The 26,769-nt window shown below is 75.7% G+C and carries 25 protein-coding genes; 7 read left to right on the top strand and 18 right to left on the bottom strand.

Going from position 1 to position 26,769, the window contains the following annotated elements:
• Positions 1-4: 4 nt before the first annotated feature.
• The 6 genes from ACFQ8T_RS07945 to ACFQ8T_RS07920 form a co-directional block, all read right to left on the bottom strand.
• Positions 5-1,594 (bottom strand): NAD-dependent epimerase/dehydratase family protein, encoded by a 1,590-nt coding sequence (locus tag ACFQ8T_RS07945; RefSeq protein WP_430546009.1) that lies wholly within the window; start codon positions 1,592-1,594, stop codon positions 5-7.
• Between the two features lie 63 nt (positions 1,595-1,657).
• Positions 1,658-2,710 (bottom strand): aromatic acid exporter family protein, encoded by a 1,053-nt coding sequence (locus ACFQ8T_RS07940; RefSeq protein ID WP_430546008.1) that lies wholly within the window; start codon positions 2,708-2,710, stop codon positions 1,658-1,660.
• 29 nt (positions 2,711-2,739) lie between these two features.
• On the bottom strand, positions 2,740-3,174 hold the full coding sequence (locus tag ACFQ8T_RS07935) for a hypothetical protein (protein WP_430546007.1): 435 nt from the start codon (positions 3,172-3,174) through the stop codon (positions 2,740-2,742).
• Positions 3,171-3,560, bottom strand: coding sequence for a hypothetical protein (locus ACFQ8T_RS07930; protein ID WP_430546006.1), 390 nt, complete (start codon positions 3,558-3,560; stop codon positions 3,171-3,173). The genes ACFQ8T_RS07935 and ACFQ8T_RS07930 overlap by 4 nt, the downstream gene beginning before the upstream one ends.
• Complete coding sequence (locus ACFQ8T_RS07925; protein ID WP_430546005.1) at positions 3,557-4,786, bottom strand: NRAMP family divalent metal transporter; 1,230 nt, start codon at positions 4,784-4,786, stop codon at positions 3,557-3,559. The genes ACFQ8T_RS07930 and ACFQ8T_RS07925 overlap by 4 nt, the downstream gene beginning before the upstream one ends.
• Positions 4,783-5,283 carry a hypothetical protein gene (locus tag ACFQ8T_RS07920; protein WP_430546004.1) on the bottom strand — a complete coding sequence of 167 codons (501 nt, stop codon included), beginning with the start codon at positions 5,281-5,283 and terminating at the stop codon, positions 4,783-4,785. The genes ACFQ8T_RS07925 and ACFQ8T_RS07920 overlap by 4 nt, the downstream gene beginning before the upstream one ends.
• Before the next feature lie 186 nt (positions 5,284-5,469).
• Between ACFQ8T_RS07920 and ACFQ8T_RS07915 the strand changes: the two genes are divergently transcribed.
• From ACFQ8T_RS07915 to ACFQ8T_RS07900, 4 genes are all read left to right on the top strand, one after another.
• Positions 5,470-6,075, top strand: coding sequence for a DUF4956 domain-containing protein (locus ACFQ8T_RS07915; RefSeq protein ID WP_430546003.1), 606 nt, complete (start codon positions 5,470-5,472; stop codon positions 6,073-6,075).
• Complete coding sequence (locus tag ACFQ8T_RS07910) at positions 6,072-6,863, top strand: polyphosphate polymerase domain-containing protein (protein WP_430546002.1); 792 nt, start codon at positions 6,072-6,074, stop codon at positions 6,861-6,863. Before ACFQ8T_RS07915 ends, ACFQ8T_RS07910 begins: the two co-directional genes overlap by 4 nt.
• A gap of 48 nt (positions 6,864-6,911) precedes the next feature.
• Positions 6,912-8,714, top strand: coding sequence for a carbohydrate-binding domain-containing protein (locus ACFQ8T_RS07905; RefSeq protein WP_430546001.1), 1,803 nt, complete (start codon positions 6,912-6,914; stop codon positions 8,712-8,714).
• Positions 8,715-8,790: 76 nt separating this feature from the next.
• A complete protein-coding gene (locus tag ACFQ8T_RS07900; RefSeq protein ID WP_430546000.1) occupies positions 8,791-9,699 on the top strand; it encodes an NAD-dependent protein deacetylase in 909 nt (302 codons plus the stop codon).
• A gap of 14 nt (positions 9,700-9,713) precedes the next feature.
• Here ACFQ8T_RS07900 and ACFQ8T_RS07895 read toward each other — a convergent pair whose 3' ends face one another.
• The 4 genes from ACFQ8T_RS07895 to ACFQ8T_RS07880 are packed head-to-tail and all read right to left on the bottom strand — an operon-like array spanning position 9,714 to position 13,010.
• The gene (locus tag ACFQ8T_RS07895) at positions 9,714-10,073 is read right to left on the bottom strand and encodes a hypothetical protein (RefSeq protein WP_430545999.1); all 360 of its coding nucleotides are present in this window, start codon (positions 10,071-10,073) and stop codon (positions 9,714-9,716) included.
• 44 nt (positions 10,074-10,117) lie between these two features.
• Positions 10,118-10,987, bottom strand: a complete 870-nt coding sequence (locus tag ACFQ8T_RS07890) for a DUF4097 domain-containing protein (RefSeq protein WP_430545998.1) — start codon at positions 10,985-10,987, stop codon at positions 10,118-10,120.
• A complete protein-coding gene (locus ACFQ8T_RS07885; protein WP_430545997.1) occupies positions 10,984-11,646 on the bottom strand; it encodes a response regulator in 663 nt (220 codons plus the stop codon). The genes ACFQ8T_RS07890 and ACFQ8T_RS07885 overlap by 4 nt, the downstream gene beginning before the upstream one ends.
• Positions 11,634-13,010, bottom strand: a complete 1,377-nt coding sequence (locus ACFQ8T_RS07880) for a sensor histidine kinase (RefSeq protein ID WP_430545996.1) — start codon at positions 13,008-13,010, stop codon at positions 11,634-11,636. The genes ACFQ8T_RS07885 and ACFQ8T_RS07880 overlap by 13 nt, the downstream gene beginning before the upstream one ends.
• Positions 13,011-13,119: 109 nt before the next feature.
• Between ACFQ8T_RS07880 and ACFQ8T_RS07875 the strand changes: the two genes are divergently transcribed.
• Complete coding sequence (locus ACFQ8T_RS07875) at positions 13,120-14,685, top strand: phytoene desaturase family protein (protein WP_430545995.1); 1,566 nt, start codon at positions 13,120-13,122, stop codon at positions 14,683-14,685.
• Positions 14,686-14,744: 59 nt separating this feature from the next.
• Here ACFQ8T_RS07875 and ACFQ8T_RS07870 read toward each other — a convergent pair whose 3' ends face one another.
• Together ACFQ8T_RS07870 and ACFQ8T_RS07865 are read right to left on the bottom strand one after the other, a co-directional pair.
• Positions 14,745-15,776, bottom strand: coding sequence for a transglutaminase domain-containing protein (locus ACFQ8T_RS07870; RefSeq protein WP_430545994.1), 1,032 nt, complete (start codon positions 15,774-15,776; stop codon positions 14,745-14,747).
• A 54-nt stretch (positions 15,777-15,830) separates the two neighbouring features.
• Entirely contained in the window at positions 15,831-16,379 is a 549-nt protein-coding gene (locus ACFQ8T_RS07865; protein WP_430545993.1) for a nucleoside deaminase, read from the bottom strand.
• A gap of 90 nt (positions 16,380-16,469) precedes the next feature.
• Here ACFQ8T_RS07865 and upp point away from each other — a divergent pair, with 90 nt between their 5' ends.
• Positions 16,470-17,105, top strand: a complete 636-nt coding sequence (gene upp / locus ACFQ8T_RS07860) for a uracil phosphoribosyltransferase (RefSeq protein ID WP_429766460.1) — start codon at positions 16,470-16,472, stop codon at positions 17,103-17,105.
• A gap of 21 nt (positions 17,106-17,126) precedes the next feature.
• Here the strand turns inward: upp and ACFQ8T_RS07855 are convergent, their stop codons facing one another.
• Positions 17,127-21,053, bottom strand: a complete 3,927-nt coding sequence (locus ACFQ8T_RS07855) for a sigma-70 family RNA polymerase sigma factor (RefSeq protein WP_430545992.1) — start codon at positions 21,051-21,053, stop codon at positions 17,127-17,129.
• A 219-nt stretch (positions 21,054-21,272) separates the two neighbouring features.
• Between ACFQ8T_RS07855 and ACFQ8T_RS07850 the strand changes: the two genes are divergently transcribed.
• Positions 21,273-22,079, top strand: a complete 807-nt coding sequence (locus ACFQ8T_RS07850; RefSeq protein ID WP_430545991.1) for a hypothetical protein — start codon at positions 21,273-21,275, stop codon at positions 22,077-22,079.
• A gap of 28 nt (positions 22,080-22,107) precedes the next feature.
• On the opposite strand, the gene ACFQ8T_RS07845 is transcribed toward ACFQ8T_RS07850, so the two are convergent.
• The 5 genes from ACFQ8T_RS07845 to dnaK all read right to left on the bottom strand — a co-directional run bounded on the left by ACFQ8T_RS07845 (position 22,108) and on the right by dnaK (position 26,709).
• Positions 22,108-22,416 (bottom strand): DUF1540 domain-containing protein, encoded by a 309-nt coding sequence (locus ACFQ8T_RS07845; RefSeq protein WP_430545990.1) that lies wholly within the window; start codon positions 22,414-22,416, stop codon positions 22,108-22,110.
• Positions 22,417-22,582: 166 nt separating this feature from the next.
• Complete coding sequence (locus tag ACFQ8T_RS07840; protein WP_430545989.1) at positions 22,583-23,011, bottom strand: heat shock protein transcriptional repressor HspR; 429 nt, start codon at positions 23,009-23,011, stop codon at positions 22,583-22,585.
• 70 nt (positions 23,012-23,081) lie between these two features.
• Positions 23,082-24,089 carry a DnaJ C-terminal domain-containing protein gene (locus tag ACFQ8T_RS07835; protein ID WP_430545988.1) on the bottom strand — a complete coding sequence of 336 codons (1,008 nt, stop codon included), beginning with the start codon at positions 24,087-24,089 and terminating at the stop codon, positions 23,082-23,084.
• Positions 24,090-24,193: 104 nt separating this feature from the next.
• Positions 24,194-24,829 carry a nucleotide exchange factor GrpE gene (gene grpE, locus ACFQ8T_RS07830; RefSeq protein ID WP_430545987.1) on the bottom strand — a complete coding sequence of 212 codons (636 nt, stop codon included), beginning with the start codon at positions 24,827-24,829 and terminating at the stop codon, positions 24,194-24,196.
• Entirely contained in the window at positions 24,826-26,709 is a 1,884-nt protein-coding gene (gene dnaK / locus ACFQ8T_RS07825) for a molecular chaperone DnaK (protein WP_430545986.1), read from the bottom strand. Before dnaK ends, grpE begins: the two co-directional genes overlap by 4 nt.
• Between the last annotated feature and the right edge of the window lie 60 nt (positions 26,710-26,769).

The raw sequence follows: 26,769 nt of genomic DNA, 5'->3' as shown, positions 1-26,769 counted from the left end.
GGGATCAGTCCGCCGGCACGTCGTCGCCCCGGAACGCACGCCGGCGCGCGTACTCGTGCAGGCGGTCGAGGGTGGCGAGCTGCCGCTGCGCGCGCTCGGCGAGCTCGCGGAACTGGGCGGGGTCGAGGCCGAGCTCTGCGGCGTGCTCCTCCAGCGTCTGCCAGCCGCCCAGCTTGCCCACGACGGCGGACCGCATGAGCTCGGCCTCCAGCACCACGGACATCGGCGACCGCTCCACCACCCGGCCGTTGAGCTTGAGCCGCCCGACCCGCTCGGCGACGCCCGCCAGGAGCTGGCGGTGGCGCCGCCGCGGGAGGCCGAGCTCCCGCAGGAGCCGCACGTACAGCTCCCGCTCTCCGCGGATCTGCTCCGCCACCTCCGTCAGCTCGGCGTGCAGCGGCAGGTCGCCGTAGTCGCCCACCATCCGCTCGATGCGCCCGAGGCCCGCCGTGGCGCCGGTGAGGTGGTCCGACAGGTACAGGCCGAGGAGCTCCCGGTCGACCTGCGGCGGCACCGCCGGGTGCGGGCCGCGCAGCGGCAGCGTGGACGCACCGGCGGGCCGGGTGGCCGACGGGCGCAGCGGCGCGGAGCCCAGCCCCCGCCCCTCGGCCATCCCCGCCACGACCTCCCGGAGCGCGTCGCCCGCCGACGTCCGCGCCCGCCAGCCGAGCTCCGTGAGCGCCCGCGTCGTGCCCATCACGGGAGCGCCCATGGCCATGTCCACCCAGCCCGGGTCGGCGGCGACGACACGCGCCGCGTAGCCGAGCGACACCGCCGCGCGCACCGCCGCGGGCGGCACCTCGACCAGGCGGCCGTGGTCCACGAGCCGCGCGACGTCGGCGCCGCGCAGCAGGTCGTCGGCGGCCACGTTGAACGCGCCGCGCGCGCGGCGCAGCAGCACGCGGAGGTAGGCGTCCGCGGCGTCGTCGGCGTGCACGGCCTGGAGCCGCAGCCCGGCGGGCAGCGGCAGCAGCGGCGGGCGGCCGAGGCGCAGCATGCCCACGGGCAGCACCTTGCCGACGAACAGCCGGGTCACCTCCGCGCCCGCGTCGCCCTGGAAGACGAGCGCGGTGCGCAGCCGCGCGACGGTGACCTCCGGGTGGTCGCGCTCGAGCTCGTCCAGCACGTCCTCCTGCGCGGCCTTGTCGACGCTGTAGTGGGACGTCGGGATACCGTCCGCGGGCCAGTCCTCGGCACGCGGCAGGTCGTCGTCGACCGGGGAGTACACGCCCACGGACGAGGCGACGACCAGGTGCGGCACGCCGGCCGCGACGACGGCGCGCCCCACCCGCCGGGTGCCCTCGACGTTGACGACCCGCAGCAGGTCCCGGTCGCGGTTCGGCTGGATCAGCCACGCGAGGTGCACGACCGCGTCGGCACCGCGGAACAGCTCGGCGAGCCGCTCGACGACGGCCTCCCCGTCGTCGCCCGCCAGGTCCAGGGCCGCCCACTCGGCGTGCTGGTACGGCTCGGCCGTCCGGTCCGGCAGCCGCCGCGCCACGCCCAGGACGGATGTCACCTCCACCTCGTCCGCCAGCGCGCGCAGCAGCGCGGTCCCGACGTTCCCCGTCTGTCCCACCACGACCACCCGCATGACCGACACCGTGGCACCGGAGCCCCGTGCCCGCAGACGGACGGCGTCGCCCCAGGTCGCGGATCAGCCCGCGAGCACGTCGTGGCCGCGGCCCAGCACGACGGCGAGCGCACCCGCCACGAAATGGTCGCCGCCCGTCCGTTCCCGCGACTCGCGCACCACGTCCCGGAGCCGGTCGAGCGACCTGGCGAACCCGGCGCAGGGGTCGTCAGCGGAGTCGCCGTCCGTGTCGTCCGTGTCGTCCACCGGGTCGCGCAGGGCGTCGGCGAAGGACCGCAGCGCCGTCGCGAGCTCGGGGCGCAGCCGCGGTCCGAGCGCGACGTCGTCGCGCCCCGTCCGTTCACCGTCCACGAGCAGACGCACCACCTCGTCGACCACCTCCGCCGCCGCACCCAGCACCGCCGACTCACGGGCCTGCGTGCGCACCCGCTCGCCGTACCGCCGGGCCCGCAGGTTGCCCCGGGACGCCTCCCCGGAGTGCGCGACCGCCGCCCGGGCGCCCTCGATCGTCGGGTAGAGGGCGTGCCGCCGCCGTTCCCACTCGTCCGGCTCGAGGGGGCCCTCGTCGTCGAGCCAGTCCGCGAGGTCGTCGAGCTGTTCGACGAGGCTCGCGCGCAGCGCCCGGAGCGCGAGGTCCGACGGCGTGATCGGCAACGGCGGCCACAGGAGGTTCACCACGATGCCGATGCCCGCTCCCACCACGACCAGCCCGGCGAAGGCGCCGATGTACTCCGCGTCCTGGCCCTGGCCGAGGACGAGGACGAAGAGGGCGGAGTTGGCCACCCAGACCCCCGTGCCACCGAGCACCCGCCACCCCGCGCACAGGAGCGCCACGCCGACGACGAGCGCTACGGCCAGCGCGCTCGGTTCCAGCACGGCGTCCGCGGCGAGGGCGATCCCGGCGCCGAGGAGCAGCGCGCCGACGGTCTGGAGGGACTCCCGCGCCGACCGCGCCAGGGTGCCCGCCGTCGCGACCACGGCGCCGAGAGGCGCGTAGTAGGGATACTCGGAGAGCGGCGCGGGTGCGAGCACCCCGACCACCCAGGCCAGCGCCGCCGCCACCGCGCCCCGCAGCGCGAGCGACCATCGCGGGTGCCGGACCCAGACCTCGCGCAAGGCCGCGGAGCCACGCCGCCACCCTCGGGTCATCCGAGTCCCGCCGGCAGCTCGGAGTACCCCGGCGCGAGGCGCAGGCGCAGCATCCCGTCGTCGGCGGAAGGGTCGCCCTCGACCGCCGCGACGTCCTCCCACCGCACGAGGAAGGTGCCGCGGTGACGGCGGCGCACGAGCTGCGGGATCGGCCACGGCGACCGCACGTCCGTGCGCTCGTACCCGTGGAACGACCCGGCCCCGCGCGGCCCGACCAGCACCCCGACCAGACGCGCGGCACCGACGGCGTCACGCCGCGCCTGCGCGCTCAGGGGCGGGTCGTGCTCGGCCTCCTCGCGGTCCTCCCCGGCCCCCGGCCGGTCCTCCGGCTCGTCCACGACCTCGAGCGCCAGGCGGACGTCGACGACCACGCCCAGGGCCGCGCCGTCCGGCCCCAGCACGCGCGCGTCGAGGAGGTCGCCGACGTTCATCCCTCGGCCTCCGGGTCGTGCCGACCGCCGGGGACGCGCGCGATCAGCCGGTCGCGCACCCAGCGCTCCACCCACACGGCGTCGAGCCGGTCCGAGGGCACGGTGAGCTCGATCGCCGTCCCGACGTGCCCGACGTCGTCCCACGCGATGCGGGGCAGCCGGCTGTCGGGCACGCGGCCGCCGAAGAGCCGCGTCGCCAGCACGGGGCCGACCAGGATCGCCTCCACGTGCGTCTCCCGGCCCGCCTCCACCTCGCCCCCGTCCGGGCCTGCGAGGGCCAGGTCGTCGACCGCGCCGGCCGGCTCGCCGTCCGCGTCCAGCACCTGCCGGCTCAGCAGGTGCAGGCGGGCGTCGACGAGGCGCACCTCTCCCCTCGGGTCCGTCATGAGCCCGCTCCCGTCGCGATCATCAGGGGGATCGCCGCGACCGCCGCGACGATCACGATCACCAGGTACACCGTGCCCAGCGCGTTGACCACCCGCCCGTTGACGTGCTCGCCCATGTACTCCGGGTCGTTGGCCACGACGAGGATCGGCACGTACGTGAGCGGCAGCGCGACGGCGGAGAACACCACCGACATCTCCGTCACCGCCACCGGGTCCACGCTCGTCATGAGGATCCCGACGGCGAGCAGCAGCGCCACGATCATCGTGAGGTGGAAGCGCGCCGCCCGCGCCGGCCGGCGGAACTTGCCCCACGACCAGCCGAGGTACTGCGCCAGCGTGTACCCGCTGGACAGGGCCGTCTCCAGGGCTGCGCCGAACGTGGCGGCCACGATCCCCAGGATCACGACGGCGAGCAGCAGCACCCCGCCCGCCTGCGCGACCGGCAGCACGATCTGCGACAGCGACGAGACCTCGATGCCCGCGGGCAGCAGCACGACGGCGGCGCACGCCGCGATGGCGAGCGACAGCAGGCCGCCCAGGGGGAAGCCGAGCAGCACGTTGAGCCGGTTGGTGCCGAGGTCCTTGGCGGTCCATCGCTCCTCGACGGCCCCCGACGAGAAGAAGAACACCTCGTACGGCGTCATCGCCGCGCCGAACAGCGCGACGGCGTAGTACCAGTACGACGCCGGGTGCTCCGTGCCCGGCGGCGACGGCGGCACGGCCTGGCGCAGCAGCTCGCCCCAGTCCGGGCCGAGCTGGAACAGCGCGATCGCGAACCCCACGAGCAGCAGCCCCATGAGGCCGGCGACGTTCTCCATGATCTGGAATTTCACGCGCCACAGCACGAGCCACACCGCGAGCGCCGCGACCGGGATCCACAGGCGCGGCTCCACGCTGCTCGCGAGGTGCAGGGCGAGCGCGATGCCCCCGACCTCCGCGGTGAGCGTGAGCAGGTTGATGGCGAACGACGCGAGGAGGTTCGCGCCCGCGGCCCGCGGCCCGAGCCGCTCGCGGATGATCTCGAAGGTGGCGCGGCCGCTCACCGCCGCGACCCGCCCGGACATGCTCGCGAACAGCACGATGCCGACCACGCCGAGCACCACCACCCAGGCGAGCGACATGCCGAACCGGGACCCGACGACGGCGTTGGTCACCAGGTCCCCGATGTCGACGAACCCGCCGATGGCGGTGAGGATGCCGAGCGCGGCGGCGAGCAGCTTCTTCACGGCCCGCCCGCCTCGGCCAGGGCGGCGTCGGTCGCGTCGACGGCGGTCGCGAGCTCGACGAGGAGGTCGTCGGACGACGGGGGCACGCCGTCGGCGCCGGCGAGGTCTCCCCCGGACCGTGCGGCCACCCACGAGCGCGCCGCGACGACGGCGTCCGAGACGTCGCCCACGGCGTCCAGCCCGGTGGTCCGGCGCGCCGCCGTCGCGGCGTCGGGCGGCACCAGGGTCGTGAGCGCCGACTCGGCGTCGTCGAGCACGCGTAGCTGGTCCAGCAGCACCGTGTCGGCGACGGGTCCGGTGACCCGGCCCTCGTCGAGCAGGCCGACGGCGATCCGCGCCGTCTCCCCCGCGGAACCGGCCTCCGCGAGCGCGTCCGCCACCGCCGCCGTCGCCTGGCCGGGCTGCTGCCTGCTCGCGACGCACCCCGTCCCGGCGAGCGTGACGACGAGCGCGAGGCCGGCGGCCGCGAGCCGGCGTCGTCCTGTCTCCTGCGTCACGCCCCGATGATCAGCACGACCGGCCGTTGCCCGCACGTCGGGCCTGCTCAGCGGCGTTCCCAGCGTCCGTCCACCCCTCGCAGCGGATTCCCAGGGCGCCCCCAGTGCCCACCTGAGCGCGAGGTGTCCACTGGGTGTCCTTCCCACCCACGGACCACGACCGGTCCCTGATCTCCCGGAGCCCGCATGCCTCCCGCAGCCCTGTACGCCGTCGACCTCGTCGCCGTGTCGATCCTGACGTTCGCCCTCTACTTCCCCCGGCACCGCCGCCGCGACCTCGTGGTCGCGTACCTCGGCGTCAACGTCGGTGTGCTGGCGGTGTCGGCCGTGCTGGCGTCGACCTCGGTCGCCGCGGGCCTCGGGCTCGGGCTCTTCGGCGTGCTGTCGATCATCCGGCTGCGGTCCGACGAGCTGTCGCAGCGCGAGGTCGCGTACTACTTCGCCGCGCTCGCGCTGGGCCTGCTGGGCGGGCTGGGCACGTCGGCCGGCTGGCTCGGCGTCGCCGGGTCCGCGCTGATCCTCGTCGTCATGGCCGTCGCGGACCACCCGCGGCTCCTGGCGCGGCACGGGTCGCAGACGATCGTCCTCGACCGCGCCGTCGTCGACCGCGCCGAGCTCACCGCCCACCTCGAGACCCTGCTGGGCGCCCGCGTGCGGTCCGTGTCCGTGCAGGAGATCGACCTCGCCGACGACACGACGCGCGTCGAGGTGCGGTACGACCTGCCGCGCGACGGCGGCCGGCCCGCCCGGCCGGTCGCCGTCCGGGACGACGCCCTGACGGTGACCCGGTGACCGCCGGGACCGTCGTCGCCCGCGGCCTGGCCGGCGCCGCGCCGGTCACCCTCGAGGAGCTCGACGCCACCGCCGCCCTCCAGACCCGCGTCGACCGCAAGTACGTGCTCACCCCCGCCGAGGTCGCGGCGCTGCTCTCCGCGCTGGCCGCGCACGGCCCGCGCGTGCTGGAGATCGACGGCGACCGGTCGTTCACGTACGCCTCGACGTACTACGACACGGCCGACCTGCTGACCTTCCGGCTGGCCGCGCGTCGCCGTCGCCGGCGGTTCAAGGTCCGCACCCGCACCTACGTCGACACGGGGAACGCCACGTTCCTCGAGGTCAAGACGCGCGCCGCCCGCGGCGTCACGGTGAAGGAGCGCCGCCCGTGGGAGCCCGCGACCCCGCTGGCCGGCGAGGGCCTCGAGTTCGTCGACGACCGCCTCGCCGCCGCCCGACTCGCCGCGCCCCCGTCGGCGCAGCTCGCCCCCGTGCTGCGCTCCGCCTACCGGCGCACCACCGTGCTGCTGCCCGACGCCCGCGTCACGCTCGACACCGGCCTGCGATGGCGGCTCGCCGGCCCCGACGGCGCCGCCCGCGGCGGCGGCACGGCCGACGTCGGCGACCTCGTCGTCGTCGAGACCAAGGCCGGCACCGCGCCGTCGTCCGCCGACCGCGCCCTCTGGCGCGCCGGCCACCGCCCCGACCGCATCTCCAAGTACGCGACCGGGCTCGCGACCCTGCGGCCCGACCTGCCCGACCACCCCTGGCGCCGCCTGCGGCGCGAGCGGCTCGGCGCCGCCTGACCCCGACCCCTGCCACCCCTCCCACCACCAGCGAAGAGGACCCGAACCATGCGCATCCCCCGACCCCAGACCCTCTGGACCCGTACCGTGGCGCTCGCCGCCGCGGGCAGCCTGACCGTCGGCGCGCTCGCCGCGTGCAGCGCCGGCTCGACGACCGCCGCCTCCGACGGCTCCGGCACCACCACCGCCCAGGTGTCCGCGACGGACAACTCGGGTCGTTCCGCTCAGGACGTCCTCGCGGAGAACCTGTCGTCCGAGGACACCGCCGCCCTGGCCGACGCGACGTGGGACACGGCCGACGAGGTCGCCGTCACGCTCGACGGCGACTCCGCCTCGGTGTCGGCGGCGGCCTCCGGCGACGGCGTCACCGTCGACGGGTCGACCGTCACCATCACCGAGCCGGGCACGTACCGCGTCTCCGGCACGCTCGACGACGGCCAGGTCGTGGTCGACTCGTCGGCCGACGGCGTCGTGCGGCTCGTGCTGGACGGCGCGGACGTCACCAGCTCCACCGGCGCCGCGATCGACGTGCGGGACGCCGACCAGGTGTCGGTCGTCCTCGCCGACGGCTCCACCAACCGGCTCGAGGACGCCGCGGAGTACGCCGACACGACGTCGGACAACGCCGCCAACGCCGCGCTGTACTCCACGGCGGACCTGGCGGTCTCCGGCGGCGGCGCGCTCGACGTGGTCGGGAACGCGAACGACGGCATCACCGGCAAGGACGGGCTCGTGATCGCGAGCGGCAGCATCACCGTCGACGCCGCCGACGACGCGATCCGCGGCAAGGACTACCTGGTCGTCTCCGGGGGCACAGTCGACGTCACCGCCGGCGGCGACGGGCTGAAGTCCGACGCCGACGACGACGTGACCGCCGGGTACGTCGCGCTCACCGGCGGCGACGTCACCGTCGAGGCCGGGTCGGACGGCGTGCAGGGCTTCACCGACGTCGCGATCACGGACGGCACGCTCACCGTGACCGGCTCCGAGGAGGGCGTCGAGGCCGCGACCATCGCCGTCTCCGGCGGCGACACCGACATCACCTCCACCGACGACGGTCTCAACGCGACCGTCAAGGAGGCGGAGGACGAGACGACCACCGAGGACGGCGCGACCGACGACACCACGGACGGCACGACCGACGACACGACGACGGAGGACCAGCAGGCGCAGCCCGAGCCCCCGGCGGACGGCGAGATGCCGACCGGCGAGCCGCCCGCCGACGGCGAGATGCCCCAGGGCGAGGCTCCCCAGGGCGGCGGCGGCGGGGGCGGCGGCATGGACGCGGTTCAGGAGGGCGCGTCGCTGACGATCACGGGCGGCACGCTGCACGTGGACGCGGAGGGCGACGGCCTGGACTCCAACGGCGTCACGGTGGTCAGCGGCGGCGACGTCGTCGTCGAGGGCCCGACGAACGGCGGCAACGGCGCGCTCGACTCCGCGGGCGGCAGCACGGTCTCCGGCGGCACGGTGCTGGCGGTCGGGTCGGCGGGCATGGCCGAGGCCTTCGACGAGGACTCGACGCAGGGCTGGGTGGCGCTGACCGCCGACGCCACGCTGGAGGCCGGCACCGAGGTGGCGGTCGTGGACGCCGACGGGACCGAGGTCGCGACGATCACGCTGTCGAAGACGGCCCAGTCGGTCGTCTACACCGGCCCGGAGATCACGGACGGCGACACGTACACGCTCATCGCCGACGGCGACGAGGTCGGCACGGCCACGGCCGGCGAGGAGCCCGCCGGAGGGATGGGTGGCCCCGGGGGAGCCGCTCCCGGCGGCTCGACCGACCAGGGCGCCCAGTCCGACCAGACCGACGAGGGCGGTCAGTCGTCGTCGACCACCACCAGCTGACGGCGAGGTGGTCCGGACCCTCGTCCTCCCCCGCAGGACCGGGTGGCGGCGGCCGCGGCGACGTACGCTCGAAGGCGTGCAACCCGTGCCCCGTCCGCTCGCCCCGACGTACCAGGACCGGCGGTGGGAGCTCCCGCCCGACGCCGTCGTGCACCACGGCACGATCGACGACGCGGTCCGCCTGCTCCAGGGCCGCACGGTCACCGCGCTCACGGGCGCGGGAGTGTCCACGGACTCGGGCATCCCGGACTACCGCAGCCCGGACTCTCCGAAGCGCGCGCCGATGACGTACCAGCAGTTCGTGGCCGACGAGGCGTTCCGCCGCCACTACTGGGCGCGCAACCACGTGGGCTGGCAGGTGGTGCACCGCACGGAACCGAACGCGGGGCACCGGGCGCTCGCTCGGCTGGAGGAGCGCGGGCTGGTGCGCGGCGTCATCACGCAGAACGTGGACCTGCTGCACGAGGACGCGGGCTCGCGCCACGTCATCGACCTGCACGGCCGGTACGACCGCGTCATCTGCCTGAGCTGCGGGCGGGTCATCAGCCGCGCGCACCTCGCGGAGCGGCTCGACGCGCTCAACCCGGGCTTCGTGGAGTCGGTGCTCGACGACGGCGCCACGGTCGCGGACATCGAGACCGCGCCCGACGCGGACGCCGTCATCGAGCAGACCAGCCACTTCGTGCCGGCGCCGTGCGAGTTCTGCGGCGGCGTGCTCAAGCCGGAGATCGTCTACTTCGGCGAGAACGTGCCGCGCGAGCGGGTGCAGCGCGCGTACGCCCTGGTGGACGACGCCGACGCGCTGCTCGTGGCGGGCACGTCGCTCACCGTGATGAGCGGCCTGCGGTTCGTGCGGCACGCGGCCAAGGCCGACAAGCCGGTGGTCATCGTCAACCGCGGCGAGACGCGCGGGGACCCGCTCGCCACGCTCAAGGTGGACGACGGCGTCACCGAGACCCTCGTCGCGCTGGCCGACCGGCTCTGACGGGCCGGACGCGGCTACGGCGCCGAGACGAGGCGGCAGCCCCGGACGCTCTCGGCGTCGATCAGGCTCCCGTCGCCGCCGGGGACGACGGGCAGCGCGCCGCGCCCCAGCCCACCGAGGTAGACGGCGGCCTCGGTGCCGGCCTCGGCGGCGTCGGCCTTGCGGCGCCGCACGTCGATCCGGGTGACGGTCACGGGGTGGTCACCCGTCGGCAGGTGCAGCACCGCGGGCTGACCGGTGCGCACCCGCCCGGACGCCACGGTGCCGGTGAACACGTGGCCCCGCGTCGGGACGGCGAAGACGGTGTCGACCAGCAGCTCGAACGGCTCGACGGGGCCGGGCGGAGCCGGCGTCCGGCGCGAGAAGATCCCCATGGCCGACGACGATATCCGCCGCGCGGAGGTGCCCGGGGCCCGCGTCAGCGCACGAGGTACGCGACGTCGCCGTTGGACGACCGGACGTCCACCGTGCGGTCCGCCTCGGGGTCGGTGGGCCCCTCGGTGGTCTGCTCCCCGTTCGACGTCTCGATCGTGAGCCGCACGGGCTCGCCGTCGCCGACGACGGTGACGTCGCCGTTGCTGGACTCGGCCCGGACGTCGCCGGTCACGCCGGAGACGTCGACCCGGCCGTTGCTGGTGTCCGCGTCGAGACTGCCCTCGACGCCCGTCACCTCGATCGACCCGTTCGACGAGGTCGCGACGACGTCCCCCACCGCGCGGTCGACGACGACGTCCCCGTTGCTCGAGCCGGCATGAAGCCCGCCGGCCGCGCGCGTCACCTCGACGTCGCCGTTGCTCGACCGCAACTCCGCTCCCCCGGTGACGCCGGACGCGACGACGTCGCCGTTGGAGGTGCGCACCACCAGCGTGGTGCCCGCCGGCAGCGTGACGGCCAGGTCGCCGGCGCACCGGCCGGGGACCCACCGCAGGCCCTCGCACTCGTGCCGCACGGCGAGCCGGTCGGCCCCCTCGTCGGCGCTGTAGGTGGGGCTCGTGAGGCCGGTGCGTGCGATCGCGTCGACCTCGACTTCCCCGCCCTCGACGGCACGGACGGTGACGTCGCCGTCGGCGACCAGCTCGACGGTGCCGGCCGCCGCGTACGTCTCGTGCTGCGTCGTGGTGCTCGCGACGGCGCGGTCCACGAGGAACAGCGCGCCCCAGGCCACGGCGAGCAGCCCGACGACGATGCCGGTCACGAGCAGCGCGCGCCCGACGGGGCCGCGGTGCGGCTCCTGCGGGGCCGGCGGGGCGGGCACGGTGGGTCCGACGGTGGGTCCGGTGGCGGTCATGGTCGTGCTCCGTTCTCGTCGAGCCACCGCAGCACGGCGAGCACGCGGCGGTTGTCGTCGGCGTCGGGCGGCAGCCCGAGCTTGGTGAGGATGCTGGTGACGTGCTTCTCGACGGCGGGCATCCCGACGACGAGGCGGTCCGCGATCGCGGTGTTGGAGCGGCCCTCGGCCATGAGCGCGAGCACCTCGCGCTCGCGGCGGGTGAGCTGGTCGAGGTCGGAGCGGCGGCTGCGGGCGATGACCTGCGTGACCACCTCGGGGTCGATGACGGTGCCGCCGCCGGCCACGCGGCCGACGGCGTCGAGGAACGCGTCGACGTCGGCCACCCGGTCCTTGAGCACGTACCCGAGGGCGTGCGCGCCGCGGGCCAGGAGCTCGGACGCGTACCGCTGCTCGACGTACTGCGACAGCACGAGGATCGGCAGGTCCGGGTGCAGGCTGCGCAGGTGCAGCGCGGCCCGCAGGCCCTCGTCGGTGTGCGACGGCGGCATCCGGACGTCGGTGACGAGCAGGTCGGGCAGCGCGGCACCGGGCCGCGACAGGGCGGCGACCAGCTCGTCGGCGGTGCGGTGGCCGGTCACCGTGTGGCCCTCGGCGGCCAGCAGCCGGGTCAGGCCGTCCAGGAGGAGCACGGAGTCCTCGGCGATCACGATGCGCACGGCACCTCCACGGTCAGTCGGGTGCCCGCGCCGGGCGGGCTGTCGAGCTCGAAGACGCCGTCGAGCGCGGCGACCCGCCCGCGCAGGCCCGCGAGGCCGCTGCCGGGCGACGGCTCGGCGCCGCCCCGGCCGTCGTCCTCCACGACGACGCGCAGGCGGGCGTCGTCGTCCCCACCGTCGTCCCCACCGACGTCCACGACGTCGGCACGCACCCGGACGGAGCGCGCGTCGGCGTGCTTGGCCACGTTGGTCAGCGCCTCAGCGACGACGAAGTAGGCCGCGGCCTGCGCCGCGGAGCCGGCCCGGGAGACGTCGGGGGACGCCTCGACCCGCACGGGGACCGGGCTGCGCGCCGCCAGCGCGGACAGGGCGGCGTCGAGCCCGCGGTCGGACAGGACGGCGGGGTGGATGCCGCGCACGAGGTCGCGCAGCTCGGCGAGCGTCGCCTTCACCTCGCCGTGCGCGTGCTCGAGGGCCGCGGCGGACGCGGCCGGGTCGTGCTCGGCGAGCCGGCGGGCCACGCCGAGCTCCACCCCGAGCGCGACGAGCCGCTGCTGGGCGCCGTCGTGCAGGTCCCGCTCGATGCGGCGGCGCTCGGCGTCCGCGGCCGCGACCGCCTGGGTCCGCGTCTCGGTGAGGACGGCGGCGCGCTCGGCCGCCGCGCTCGCCGCGTGCTCGGCGTCGCGCGCCCGGGCGCGGGCGAGGTCCGCCGCGGACGGGCCGAGGCACGCCCGCGCCAGCGCCAGGACGAGGGAGGTGCCCGCCTGGGCGGCGGCGGCCCCGAGCCACAGCAGCAGCACGGCGCCGACGGCGCCGCCGACCAGCGCGACCGGCCACGCCAGCCCCGGGGCGCCGCCGGCCGCGCCGACCCCGCCCCGCGCCATCACGACGACGAGCGCGACCGCGCCGGCGACCAGGGCCACCACCGCGGCGAGGAACGCCGAGGACACCAGCATCGCGGCGAGTGCGTACCCCGCGGCCGCCCACGCCCGACCGTCGCGCAGCGTCTGACCGAGGCCGGCCCACGACCGCGGCAGGCCGGGCGCGGCGAGCGGCGGGCCCGCCACGACGACGCCGGTCTGGGCGGCGAGCCGCTCCCGCTCGAGGGCGCCGAACCAGCGGGCGACCGGCAGCGTCGCGCCGAGCGCGAGCAGGCCGAGCCCCAGGGCGGGCACGAGGACCGACGACACGAGCACCAGCACCCACACGACCACGCCGGCGCTCGCCAGCCACACCGTCCCCACGGCGAGCTGCGCGACGGCGCGGCCCGTGGCCGGGTCGACGGGCGCGCGCAGCAGGGCGGCCCGCGAGCTCAGGGCCGGGGCGGCGTCCACGCCGCGGGCGGCGGCGTCCGTGCTGGTCATGACGTCGAGACTAGGCTGCGTCGTATCGGCCGGACAGTGCGCGCACCCACGTCGTGACGGTAGGGAGATCCCACCCGGAGGGCGCCCGCGGCGGCCGGAGGGAGGCAGCATGCTGGACGCCGTCGTGGTCGGCTCGGGGCCCAACGGGCTCGCGGCCGCGGTGACGCTCGCCCGCGCGGGGCTGTCGGTGACGGTCCTGGAGGCGAACGAGACCGTCGGCGGGGGCGCCCGGACGCTCGCTCCCGGCGACGACGGCGACCTGGTCGCGGGAATGCCCGCCGGCGTCGTGCACGACCTGTGCTCGGCGGTGCACCCGATGGCGTGGGCGTCGCCGTTCTTCCGCGCGTTCGACCTGCGGGCGCACGGCGTCGAGCTCCTCACCCCCGAGGTCGCCTACGCGCAGCCGCTGCCCGGCCGGCGGGCCGCCGTCGCGTACCGCGACCTGGAGCGCACGGCCGAGCGCCTCGGGCCCGACGGCGCGGCGTGGCGCTCCCTGCTCGGCCCGCTGGCCGCGCGGTGGGAGGCCGTGGTCGCGGTCGCGCTGGGCGACCACCGGTCGGTGCCGCCCGGGGTGCTCGACGGCGCCGACCCCGTGCGCGCGACGCTCGCCGCCGCCCGGTTCGGCCTGGGCCTCGCGGAGCAGGGCACGGCGGCCTGGGACGCCCGGTTCTCCGGCGAGGCGGCGCCCGCGCTGCTCACCGGCGTGGCCGCGCACACCATCACCCGGCTGCCGTCGCTGTCCGGCGCCGGCACCTCGCTGCTGCTCGGCGCCCTGGCACACGCCGCCCCCGGCCTGTCCGGTGCTCGGCCCACCGGGGTGCGCCCAGCGTCCGACGGCGGGTTCGACGGCGGCTGGCCGGTCCCGCGCGGCGGGTCCGGGGCGATCGTGGCGGCGCTCGTCGCGGACCTGGAGGCGCACGGCGGCACGGTCGTGACGGGGCACCGGGTGCGCTCGCCGGCGGACCTGCCCGCCGCACGCGCCGTCCTGTTCGACACGACGCCCCGCACGCTGCTCGACGTGCTGGGCCCCGCCGTCCCGCCGGGCCTGCGCCGCGCGCTGGGGGCGTTCCGCCACGGGAACGCGGCCGCCAAGGTGGACTACGTGCTGTCCGGCCCGGTGCCCTGGGCGGAGCCGGAGGTGGGCCGCGCCGGCACGGTGCACGTGGGCGGCACCCGGGCGGAGATGGTCGCCGCGGAGAACGAGGTCGCCGCGGGCCGGCACGCCGAGCGTCCCGTGTGCCTGGTCAGCGATCCCACGGTCACGGACCCGTCCCGCCGGGTCGGCTCCGGGACGGGCGAGCTGCGGCCCCTGTGGGCGTACACCCACGTGCCCGCGGGGTCCGACGTGGACGTCACGGAGACCGTCACCGCCCAGATCGAGCGCTTCGCGCCGGGGTTCCGCGACGTCGTCGTGGCCAGCCGGGCGATCCCCGCCGCCGCCATGGCGGAGCACAACCAGAACTACGTCGGCGGGGACATCTCCGCCGGCGCCGCGACGATGTGGCAGATGGTCTCCCGCCCGACGCTGCGTGCGAACCCCTACCGCGTGGCCGGGGGCGTCTACCTCTGCTCGGCGTCGACCCCGCCCGGCCCCGGCGTGCACGGCATGGGCGGGTGGCACGCCGCGCGACGCGCCCTGCGGGACGTCTTCGGCGTCCGCGCCGCGGCGCTCTGAGGCGCGCCGGTCCCGTCCCCTCCGCCCGCCACCTCCGCACGGCCGGCCGGCCGGGCCCGTCAGGCCGGGGCGTCCGCCCAGCGCGTGGTGCGGGCCCGCAGGTCCGTGATGCCGACCCGGCCGGTCGGCGAGAGGGTCGTGACCCGGCCGCGGGCCGCCCACCGGCCGGCGTAGCGCTCCGCGAGCGCGGCCTCCGCGGCGGCGTCCCCGGCGTCGGCCGCGACCAGCAGCGCGGCGACGTCGTCGGCCAGCGCGTCCAGCTCGTCGGACGACGGCTCGGGCGACCGCTCGCCGCCGCTGTCGGGCACCTCCTGCGCCCAGAGCTCCGCGACGCCGGGGACGTCGTCCGGCGTCCCGCCCCAGACGTCCCACAGCAGCACCTCGTCGCGCATCCGGTGCGCCAGTTCGAGCAGCACGTAGCCGCGCACGAAGTCCTGGCCACCCAGCTCGGGAAGCTCGGGCGCGACGCCGTACGACGCCGGGTCCGCCTCGCCCGCGCGGATCGCGCGCCACACCTCCGCCGCCGTGGGGAAGGGCGACGCCGGGCCGGTGGGCAGGTCGCGAGGGTCGAAGCCCCACGAGCCGTCGTCCGACAGCTCCGGGTCCCAGCGCACCCAGCGGCCGTCCTCACCCGTGCCGCCGGCGTCCCAGTGCTCCACCACCACGTGGTCGTGGAAGAACGGGGGCTCGAAGTAGCCCGCGAACCCGATCCGCGACCGCGCCGGCACGCCGTGCTCGCGCAGCACGCCGAGCGAGAACAGCGTGTGGTCGCGGCAGCAGCCGGCGACCTGCTGCGGCAGGTCGCGGGGCGCGGCGAGCGGGCCCGGCCGGCGGGCGACGGCGGTGTCGAGGATCGTCGCCAGCCACCGCTGGTCGATGTCGGCACGCTGGGCGTCGGCGAGCGCGGGGCTGCCCGCGCGGTAGTGCACGATCGTCGCGCACGCCGCCGCGGAGACGGCGGCCGCGTCCGGCGCGACGGCCCGGAGCAGGGGGGCGTGCGCGCCGGGGTCGGAGTACGCGCTGTGCCGGGCGTACTCGGCCAGGGTGGGTGCCGCCGGGGTGGGTGCCGCCGCGCGTGCCGTCGTGTCCATGCCCTGCTGACCTCCGTCGTCGTGGGGACTCATCGGCCCGCGCGGACGTCGTCGTCAGCGGCGGGACTCGAAGAAGTCTCGCAGGATTCCGCCGCACTCGTCCTCGCGCACGCCGCCGACCACCTCGACGGCGTGGTTGGCGCGCTGGTCGCGCACGAGGTCCCACACGGAACCCGTGGCGCCGGCCTTGGGGTCCCAGGCGCCGAGGACGAGCCGCCGCACGCGCGACGCGACGAGCGCGCCCGCGCACATCACGCACGGCTCGAGCGTGACGACGAGCGTGCAGCCCTCGAGCCGCCACTCGCCGCGCGTGGTGGCGGCCTGCCGCAGCGCGAGCACCTCGGCGTGCGCCGTGGGGTCCCCGGTCTCCTCGCGGCGGTTGCGGCCGAGCCCGACGAGCCGGCCGTCCGCGTCGACGACGAGCGCGCCCACGGGGACGTCGTCGCTGGCGAGCGCGTGCGACGCCTCGTGCAGCGCCAGCCCCATGAGCGCGTCCCACACCGCGCGCCGCTGGCTGACCGTGTGCGGCGGGAACTCGCCGTCGGCCCAGGGCAGCGCCAGGCCGGGCCGGGCGGGGCCGGCGGGCTCGGCGTCGGACGTCATGCCCGCCAGGCTAACGGCCCCGCGAGCTGTCAGGGCCACAGCCACGTATACCGTGCGCTGGCCCTGACAACTCGCGGGTACCGTGGGGCCATGCGCCTGCACGTCGCCGACCACCCGCTGGTGGACCACAAGCTCACCGTCCTCCGCGACGAGAACACCCCGTCGGCGACGTTCCGTCTCCTCGTCGACGAGCTCGTGACCCTGCTCGCCTACGAGGCGACGCGGCACGTGCGCACCGAGCCGAAGGAGATCCGCACCCCGGTCACCACCACCACGGGCGTGCGCCTCAGCGACCCGAGCCCCATCGTGGTGCCGATCCTGCGCGCCGGGCTGGGGATGCTCGAGGGCATGACGCGGATGATCCCGACGGCGGAGGTCGGCTTCCTCGGCCTGCAGCGCGACGAGTCCACGTACGAGGCCGTCACGTACGCGAACCGCCTGCCCGACGACCTCACGGACCGGCAGGTGTTCCTCCTCGACCCGATGCTCGCCACCGGCGGCACGCTCGTCGCGGCCATCGACTACGTGCTGGAGCGCGGCGCCCGCGACGTCACCGCCGTGTGCCTGCTCGCCACCCCCGAGGGCCTGAAGGTGCTCGACGACGCGATCGGCTCGCGCGTCGACGTGCAGATCGTCGTGGCCGCCGTCGACGAGCGGCTCAACGACCAGAAGTACATCGTCCCCGGCCTCGGCGACGCCGGGGACCGGCTGTACGGCATCGTCTGACCGGTCCGGGCCCGGGAGGGCTCAGCGGTACTCGCAGTCCCCGATGCGCTCCCAGGTCCGGCCCCAGCCGTGGCCCCGGGCGTGGTCTCCGTCCTGACGCTTCTGGGCGCTGTCCGCGCCGTCCTCCTGGGCGCCGCGGCCGACGTAGCGGTAGTTCGCGCCGTGCCACGACGCGACGTCGCCCACCTCGTACCCACCGCTCCAGCGGACCCGGTCCGCGCACCAGCCGGTCGTGCCCGTGAAGGGGTCGACGGCGAGGTCGGCGGACCAGTCGCCGGCGCGCACGGTGTACCTGGCCCCGTCGCGGCCCCGCACGGTGCCGCCGTCGGCGGTCAGGCTCTGGCGGGCGGGCACGGTCACGTCGACGGACGCGCCGTTCGAGCCACGCACCGCGAAGTCCTGCGGCACCGACGACCCGGTGTTGTCGAGCACCACCGCCACCGCCCGGGTGGACGTCGAGCGCCACCGCCCCTTCTCCACCTGCACGGCGCCCGGGTCGAGCCGCGCCTGCGGGTCGACGACGACGCACGACACCGCGCCGTGGTCGAACGTCCGCTCGACCGACCGCGTGCGCTCCTCGATCTCGCGGGAGAGCCGCACGGTGACGTGGCCGGCGTCCGCCGTCAGCCCGCCCGGGGAGGTGCGGAGCGTGACGGTGGAGCCCGGCTCGACCGACGTCCCGTCCCCGCCCCCGAGGGCCGCCTTCCACGCGCCGCCGCCGCGGTTGCGCACGTCGACCTCCACCTGCGCGCGGTCGTCGACGCACCGGGTCACGGTGGACACGTCCACCGAGCCGGGCCAGGCCACGGTGGCGCAGCTCTCGAAGCCGGGCACGTCCACCGTGGCGAGGTCGCGACCGTCGGCGGTGACCGCCAGGCTGCGGGTGCCCCACGGCACGGCCATCGTGAGGGTGCCGGTGGCGCCGGCTGCGACCGTCGCGGAATCCCCGTTCCCGGCGCGGTCCGCCGCCGCGAAGCGCACCGCGTGCGTGGAGCCGCTGTTGTCCACGGGGACGGTGACGGTGCGCCACGACGTGTCGGCGGAGGCGTCGAACCGGCACTCGGCGGCAGTGAGCGTCACCTGCCCGCCGACCGTGGGCGCGAGCGTCGCGGCGGCGTACGACGCCGTCGGGGCGACGGCGGGCACCACGCCCTGCGCGGGCTCGTCGTTGTCGCGGTCGGCCACCCAGCGGTACAGCTGGAACTCGGCGGCGCCCGCGGCGAGCGAGGTGCGGTCGGTCGCCGCGACGAACGTGGCGCTCTCCCCCGGCGCGAGCCGCTTCTGCTCCGCGGTGACGCCGGCGGCGGTCATCCCGACCCGCATCGCCTCGTCGCTGGTGTTGGTGAGCGTGCCACGCACCTGCAGGCGGCCGTCGACGTTCACGGTCTCGGCGGTCTTCGAGACGGCCCAGCTCGGGTCGTAGCACTCCGCGGAACCGTGCGTCCCGGCGGGCACGCTGGTCCGGTAGGTCTCGCCGCCGAGGGTCGTCGCGACCGTCCACGTGGCGCCGCCGGCGGGGACCCGGAGCCCGTCGGGGACCCGCACGGTGACCGACGCCCCCGGCGCGACCTCCTGCGCCGCCGCGGCGGTGTCGCCCGCCGCGTCGAGCCGCACCGCGAGGCTCTGGTCGGTGAGGTTGACGTACGTTCCCTCGACCACGGCGGAGGCCGTGGCCACGCCGCCGACGGCGGCGCACCGGGCCTCGACCGCGCGTGCTCCCGAGGCCGCGCCGGCCCAGGACTGCGCCACCGTCACCGCGGCGTTGCCGCCCACGGTGTGCGGGGAGCCCGGTAGCTGCGGTGCGGCGGAGACCGTCATCGGCCCCGGGGTGGCCGAGCCGTCCGCGACGACGCGCAGCCGGACGGACCGCTGCTCACCCGGCGCCAGCGGGGCGGCCTCGGGCTTGGCCACGCAGGTCCAGACGGCGCCCTGGTCGCCGCCCGTGCCCGGCACGCAGGCGAGGTCGCCGTCGGTCGTGACCGGCCTCAGCCCGGCGGGCACGCCCAGCTGCACCGACCAGGCGACGGCGGGCTGGTCGCCGGTGTTCCGCACCGTGACCGGCACCCAGGCCGCGCCCGGGTTCGAGACCGGGACGGCGTCGCCGCTGGAGGCCGTGAGCTCCGCGCCGTACGGCCGCACGGTGGTGGGCGGCAGGGCGATGTTCTCCCGCCCCACGCCCTCGGCCCAGACCGCGGCCCCGATCGCGTAGCTGCCGCCGGCGTGCGCGCGCACCGGCACCGAGACGTCGCGCGACGTGCCCGGCTCGAGGGTGCCGACCGTGCAGCGCGCCGTCCGCCCCGTGGTGTCCCCCGGCGTGCACGACAGGGCGTCGGCCGCGAGCACGTCGCCGACGGACGCGCCGGCCGGCGCCTGCGGCATGGCCAGGTCGACGCCGTCCGGGAGCGCGACCTCGACGACCGTCTCGCTCGCCGTCGCCTTCCCCGTGTTGGCGACGGTGAGCACCAGGGGCTGCGCGGTGCGCGGCTCGAGGGGGGCCCCGGCGGCCGTGACCGTGAGGTCCGCGACGGGGGCGAAGATCGTGGTGCCGAGCAGGTTGACCGGGCTCGTCGGGTCGGCGCTGGGCTCGGCCGGCTCGTCCTCGGCGGGCTGCACCGCGCCCTCGCCCGGCTGCTCCCCGGGCGGGTTCCACGGGGCGCCCTGGACGGTCACGGGCGCCTGCGGTGCGGTCGTGGGCGGCTCCTCGCCGCCGCCGAGCGCGTTGAGCACCGTGACGACCCCGACGGTCGCGACGGCGACCGCGCTCGCCGCGGCGGCGACGCTCGCCGTGCCGACGGCGGCGCCCGCGGCGGCCGCCGTGCCCGCCGTCGCCGCCGCCGTCGTGCCCGCGGTGGCGGCGGTCGCCGTGGCGGCTCCGGCGGCAGTCGTCCCGGCGGCCGTCGTGCCGGCCGTCGCGGCCGCCGTCGTCCCGGCGGCGGCGCTGCTCGTGACGCCTGCGCCGCCGGTGATGCTCGCGCCCCCGACCGCGCCGGCGCCGACCGAGCTCGACGCGGCGGTGCTGGTGCCCGCGACGGCGCCGACGCTCCCCGCGCTCCCGGCACCGACGGCACCCGTGGCGCTGCCGGCCCCGACGCTCCCCGCCGCGACGGACCCGCTGAAGGCACCGCCCAGCGCGCCCCCGATGGGGAGCGCGCCGACCACGGCGAGCCCCGCGAGCCCGACGACCAGCGGCGCCACGACCGCCCGCATGCCGTGCGCGATGTCCCCGAGCTCGAGCACGAGGGACCGGCACTCCCCGCAGGTCTCGAGGTGCGCGTCGACCTTCGCGACCTCGCGCCGGGCGAGCCCGCCCCGCACGTAGGCGCCGAGCAGCGGGTTCACGACGCGGCAGCCGTCGGTGGGCGCGTGCGTGAGGTGCTCCTGCAGGTAGCCGACCCGCAGCCCTTCGCGAGCCCGGTAGGCGAGCGCGGACACGCCGTTGGGCGTCAGCCCGAGGATCGGGGCCACCTCCGCCGGCGCACGCCCTTCGATCTCCGTGTACCAGAGCACGGCTTGCCAGCGCTCCGGCAGCGCCTGGTAGGCGTTCTTCACCACGGAGTGCTCGAAGCCCTCGAACGTGGCGACGTCGGTGGGGTCCACGAGGCCGAGCGCGGCCTCGAACGTGCCGTCGTCGGACGTCGGGCGGGTGCGCTTCACGCCCCGCGCGAGGTCGGCGGCGAGGCGCCGCACCACGGTGAGCAGGTAGGCGCGGAAGGTCGCGTCCGGGCCGCCGCCGTGCTGCAGCACGTCGAGCACGCGGTGGAACGCCTCGGACACGAGGTCGTCCGCGTCGGCCGACGACCGGACGTACTGCCGGGCCACGGCCCGCGCCGCCGGGACGTGCCGGGTGTAGAGGGCCCCGAACGCCTCGAGGTCGCCGCCGCGCACGTCGAGGATCAGCTCGGCGTCGCTGCGCGCCGAGTCGTCTGACCCCACGTAGACGTCCGTCATGGCCGACCTCGCTCTGGCTGCACTGCGCGCCCAACCGCGCAGACTCCCGTACTCTACGTGCTCCCCGCCTCGTCCTCCGGGGTGAAATTCCCCAGGAACAGCGCAGGATTTCCGCAGTTTTCCGTGCCTCGGGCAGCGGAGAGGGCTATCCCGGGGCACCTACCGATGAAAGTGGCGGACAACTGCGTCATGATGGCTGCCCATGGCGGTCCCATCATCATGAACCGGTCCACGAGCGGCCCCCGCGGCGCGCCCGAGAACGATGCGCCCGAGCACGACGCACCCGAGCACGTCCCGGACGTGATCGACCGCTGGCGTGCGACGAGCCTCGCCGAGGTGTGGCTGCGTCCTGACGACTGGTACCACCCCGCCGTCGACGCCCTTGTCGAGGCCTTCGACGACGGCCGCTCCCCCCACGCCGCCGCGCACCGGCTAGGCGCCGCGCGCGGGCGGGCCGGCGTCGGCCTGGGCGAGACGCTGGACGACGTCGAGTGCCTGTACCGCTCCGCCCACCACCCGCCGGACCCCGACGCGATCCGCGCGGTCGCCGTCGGGTGGGTGCGAGGCCGCGACGCGGAGCCAGCGCTCGGCGCTCTGCGCGACCCCAGCTCGGGGCTGCCCACCCGCGAGTACCTGGCCGAGCGGCTGCGGGAGACCTACGGCGCCGCCGTCGGCGCGGACCAGGGCGTGCCGGACACGCACTGCCTCGTCGTCGTGGACGTCGCCGTCGACGGCCTTGCCCCGTGGGACCGCGCCGCGCGCTCCGCGACCGTCGGGCGCGCCCTCGAGCAGGTCTTCGGGGAGGGCCATCCGATGGCCGCCCTCACGGACGGCGTGTTCACGGTGCTCGCGCGGCGCGACACGGGGGTGCCCGACCTGGCCAAGGCCACCCGCGGGGTGGTGGAGCGCAACGCCGCGCTCATGGGCCTCGGAGACGTGCTGAGGCGCCCCACCCGGGTATGGGTGGAGCGCCTCCCGACGTCGCACGCCGCCGCCGTCGAGCTCCTGACGCAGCTGGCCCGGTAGCCGCCCCGGGGACGTCCCGGGGGTCGGGTCAGTGCTGCGCGTACGTGAGGCAGTCGGCGTGGCTCTCGTCGTCGGGGCCGGGGCCGACGCGGATGGCCGACGCCGCGCACTCGAGGTCGGTGTTGTGGACGCAGTCGCCGCGCTGGCAGGCGCCCACGTGGGCGACGACCTTCTCGAGGCCGCCCTTGGAGCTCAGCGGGATGAACGTGGCGCACGCCGCGTCGCCGCTGTGCCCCGCGATCGTCACCGCCCCGGCGTGGCAGCCGTGGTCGTGGTTGTAGCCGCAGCCCTCGACCGTGCACTCGGTGACCTCGGGCATCTCCATCAGCGTGCTCATGGTGCGCTCCTCGCCGCTCGACGCCGGCTCTCGCCGCCTTCGACCACGATATTCCTCTCGCACGGAATTGCACAGTGAATGCGCGATCGAATTCACGACTGGTCAAATAAGGAATGCCTTACCCATTGCCTCGCGAATTAGCGAAGAATTGCGTTGCGGAAAGTCGTCAGCCGCGGCGGTGCGGGCGCCACAGCACCAGCGCGCCCTCCTCGGCCTCGAGGTCGGCCCGCTCCGCGCGGCGCACGCGCTGGCCGCGGCGCACGACGACGACGTCGCCCGTCGTGCCTGCCGTGAACACCCTGCCGCCGGGCGGCTGCATGGCGAGCGCCGCGAGTCGGCCCTCGAGCTGGGCGACGTGCTCCTGGAGGTCGAGGATGCGCCGGATCCCGGCGAGGTTGATGCCCTCCACCTGCGCGAGGCGCTGCACCTCGAGCAGTCGTGCGACGTCCCGCTGCGAGTAGCGGCGGCCACGGCCGGCGGTGCGGCGCGGCGTGACCAGCCCGAGGCGGTCGTACTGCCGGAGCGTCTGCGGGTGCATGCCCGCGAGCCGGGCCGCCTGCGACACGGTCAGCACCGGCGCGTCCTCGGTGACCATCGCTACCTCCTCGCTCGGTGCCGCTCCTCGGTGCCGCCCCGGGCCGGTCGCCCCGCGCGCCGCCGCGGCGTCATTCCGCCGCGCGCTGCGCGAGCCCCGCCCGCACGTCCTCGTGGTCGCTCTCGGCGGCGAACGCCTCGAGCGCCTCCTTCGCCTTCTTGCTGAGCTTCTGCGGCACGGCCACCTGGACCGTGACGAGCAGGTCACCCTGAGTCTTGGCGTTCTTGACGCCGCGGCCCTTGACCCGCAGCACCCGCCCGGTAGGCGTGCCCGCCGGCACCTTGAGCTTCACGGTGTGCCCGTCGAGCGTCGGCACCTCGACCGTCGTGCCCAGCGCGGCCTCCGCGAACGTCACGGGGACCGTCATGCGCAGGTTCGCGCCGTCGAGCGTGAACACGGGGTGCGGCGCGACGTGCACGGTGACCACCAGGTCGCCGGCGTCGCCGCCGCCCGAACCGGGGCGCCCCTTGCCGCGGATGCGCAGCTTGCGGCCGTCGTTCACCCCGGCGGGGATCTTGGTCTTGACCTTGCGGCCGTCCACCGTGAACTCGACGGTGGCGCCCTCCACCGCCGTGCGGAACGGCAGCGTGGTCTCGGCCGCGACGTCCGGGCCCTTCTGCGGCGTGGTGAAGCCGGCGCGCTGCCGGCCGCCGCGGAAGCCCCCCTGGCCGCCGAGCATGGAGCTGAGGATGTCCTCGAAGCCTCCGCCACCCGCGCCCCCCTGGGGGTACTGCTGATAGCGCACGTTCGGGCCGGCGCCGCCGCCGAACATCGAGCCGAAGACGTCCTCGAAACCGTTGCCCCCGCCCCCGCCCGGGCCCGCCGCGAAGCGGGCGCCGCCGCCGGCCATGGCGCGCACGGCGTCGTACTGCTGACGCTGCTCGGAGTCGGACAGCACGGCGTACGCCTCGCCGATCTCCTTGAACTTCGCCTCCGCCGACGCGTCGCCCGGGTTCTGGTCCGGGTGGTACTGGCGCGCGAGCTTGCGGTACGCCTTCTTGATGGCCGCGTCGTCCGCGTCCTTGGGGACGCCGAGAGCGGAGTAGAAGTCCTTCTCGATCCAGTCCTGACCTGTCACGACGCCCTCCTTCCTGTCATTGTCCGCGAGATCGACCCGCCCGTCGTGAGATCGACCCTGGGCAGGTCGGTCTCACGACGGGCAGGTCGATCTCGCGGATGGTGTCACTCGGGGCCGACGACGCCGACGCGCGCGGCGCGGACGACCCGGTCGCCGATGCGGTAGCCGGGCTCGACCACCATCGCGACGGTGGTCGCCGTCGCCTCGGGGTCCACGTTGTGCATGAGCGCCTCGTGGACGTTCGGGTCGAACTCCTCCCCGACCGCGCCGAACCGCTCGATCCCGAACCTCGCCAGCGACGCGTCGAGCTTCTCCGCGATGGCCGCCATGGGCCCGCTCAGCTCGGCGTGCTGCTTGGCGCGCTCGATGTCGTCGAGCACCGGCAGCAGCGCGGCGAGCACGTCCTGCGTGCCCTGCGTCCGCGCCGCCTCCTGGTCGCGCAGCGACCGGTTGCGGTAGTTCGTGAACGACGCCCGCTCGCGCTGCAGCGCGTCGAGGTGCTCCGCCGCCTCCGCCTTGGCCTTGAGGACCTCGGCGCTCTCGGCGGCCTCGCCCTCGGGCTCGAAGTCGAGCGCCGCGAGCGGGTCGACGCCCTCGGGCTCGCCCTGGTCGCCGGCGGCGCCGGACTCCTCCCGGGCCTCCCCGGACGTGGGGTCGACCTTCCGCTTGTCCGTGAACTGGAACGGGGTCTCCCCCGAGCCCTCGGGCTCGGGGGTCCCCTGCGTGTTCTCGTCCGTCACTTCTTGTCGTCCTCGTCGTCGACGATCTCGGCGTCGACCACGTCCTCGTCGGAGGCGGACGTCGCGCCCGCGGCAGCGGCCGCGTCGTCCTCCGCCGCCGGGGTGTCGCCCGCGGCCTGCTCCTGCTCGGCCGTGGCGTAGAGCGCCTGGCCGATCTTCTGCGAGGACGCGCCGAGCTTCTCGTACGCGGTCTTCACGGCGTCGGCGTCCTCGCCCTCCAGGGCGGTCTTGACGCCGGCGATGTCGGCCTCGACCTCGGTCACGACCTCGGCGGGGAGCTTGTCGCGGTTGTCCGCGATCTGCTTCTCCATCGAGTACGCGAAGGCCTCGGCCTGGTTGCGGGTCTCCGCCTCCTCGCGACGCTTCTTGTCCTCGGCGGCGTGCTCCTCGGCGTCCTTCACCATGCGGTCGATGTCCTCCTTGGGGAGGGCCGACCCGCCGGTGATCTTCATCGACTGCTCGGTGCCCGTACCGCGGTCCTTGGCGGACACGTGCACGATGCCGTTGGCGTCGATGTCGAAGGTGACCTCGATCTGCGGGACGCCGCGCGGCGCCGGGGCGATGCCGGTGAGCTCGAACGTGCCCAGCGGCTTGTTGTCGCGGGTGAACTCGCGCTCGCCCTGGAAGACCTGGATCGCCACGGACGGCTGGTTGTCCTCCGCCGTGGAGAAGATCTCGCTGCGCTTGGTCGGGATGGCCGTGTTGCGCTCGATGAGCTTGGTCATCACGCCGCCCTTGGTCTCGATGCCGAGGGACAGCGGGGTGACGTCGATGAGCAGCACGTCCTTGCGCTCGCCGCCGATGACGCCGGCCTGCAGGGCCGCGCCCACGGCGACGACCTCGTCCGGGTTGACGCCCTTGTTGGGCTCGCGGCCGCCGGTGAGCTCCTTGACGACCTCGGTCACGGCCGGCATGCGGGTGGACCCACCCACGAGCACGACGTGGTCGATGTCGGAGACCGAGATGCCGGCGTCGCGGATGACCGCGTGGAACGGCGCCTTGGTGCGGTCGATGAGGTCCTGCGTCATCTGCTGGAACTGCGCCCGCGTGAGCTTCTCGTCCAGGTGGACGGGGCCGTTCTCGCTCATCGACAGGTACTGCATCGAGATGGTGGTGCTCGTCGCGGACGAGAGCTCCTTCTTGGCCTGCTCGGCCGCCTCGCGCAGACGCTGCAGGGCGATCTTGTCCTTGGACAGGTCGACGCCCGCGCTGTTCTTCACCTGCTTGATGAGGTGGTCCACGATGCGCTGGTCCCAGTCGTCGCCGCCGAGGCGGTTGTCGCCGGACGTGGCGCGCACCTGGATGGTGGAGAAGTCGTCCTCGTCCTTGCCGACCTCGAGGAGCGACACGTCGAACGTGCCGCCGCCCAGGTCGAAGACCAGGATGAGCTCGTCCTCCTTGCCCTTCTCCAGGCCGTAGGCGAGGGCCGCCGCGGTGGGCTCGTTGACGATGCGCGTCACGTTGAGGCCCGCGATCTGGCCGGCGTCCTTGGTCGCCTGGCGCTCGGCGTCGTTGAAGTATGCCGGGACGGTGATGACCGCGTCGGTGACGGGCTCGCCCAGGTACTCCTCGGCGTCGCGCTTGAGCTTGCCGAGCACCCGCGCGGAGATCTCCTGCGCGGTGTACTTCTTGTCGTCGATCTCGACCGACCAGTCGGTGCCCATGTGGCGCTTGACCGACGAGATGGTGCGGTCGACGTTGGTGACCGCCTGACGCTTGGCCACCTCACCGACGAGGACCTCGCCGGTCTTGGAGAACGCGACGACGGACGGCGTCGTGCGCGACCCCTCCGCGTTCGCGATGACGGTGGGCTCGCCGCCCTCCAGGACGGCGACCACCGAGTTGGTGGTACCCAGGTCGATACCGACTGCTCGAGCCATGTGTGCTGCCTCCATGCGTACGTCCGGGCGCCTGTGCACCCGAGGTTGAGTCAACTGCAC

Source organism: Isoptericola sp. NPDC056618 (assembly GCF_042792715.1).
GTDB classification, from domain to species: domain Bacteria; phylum Actinomycetota; class Actinomycetes; order Actinomycetales; family Cellulomonadaceae; genus Isoptericola; species Isoptericola nanjingensis.
Note: the sequence above shows the minus strand (reverse complement) of the source record. Positions and strands in the feature narration are given on the sequence as shown.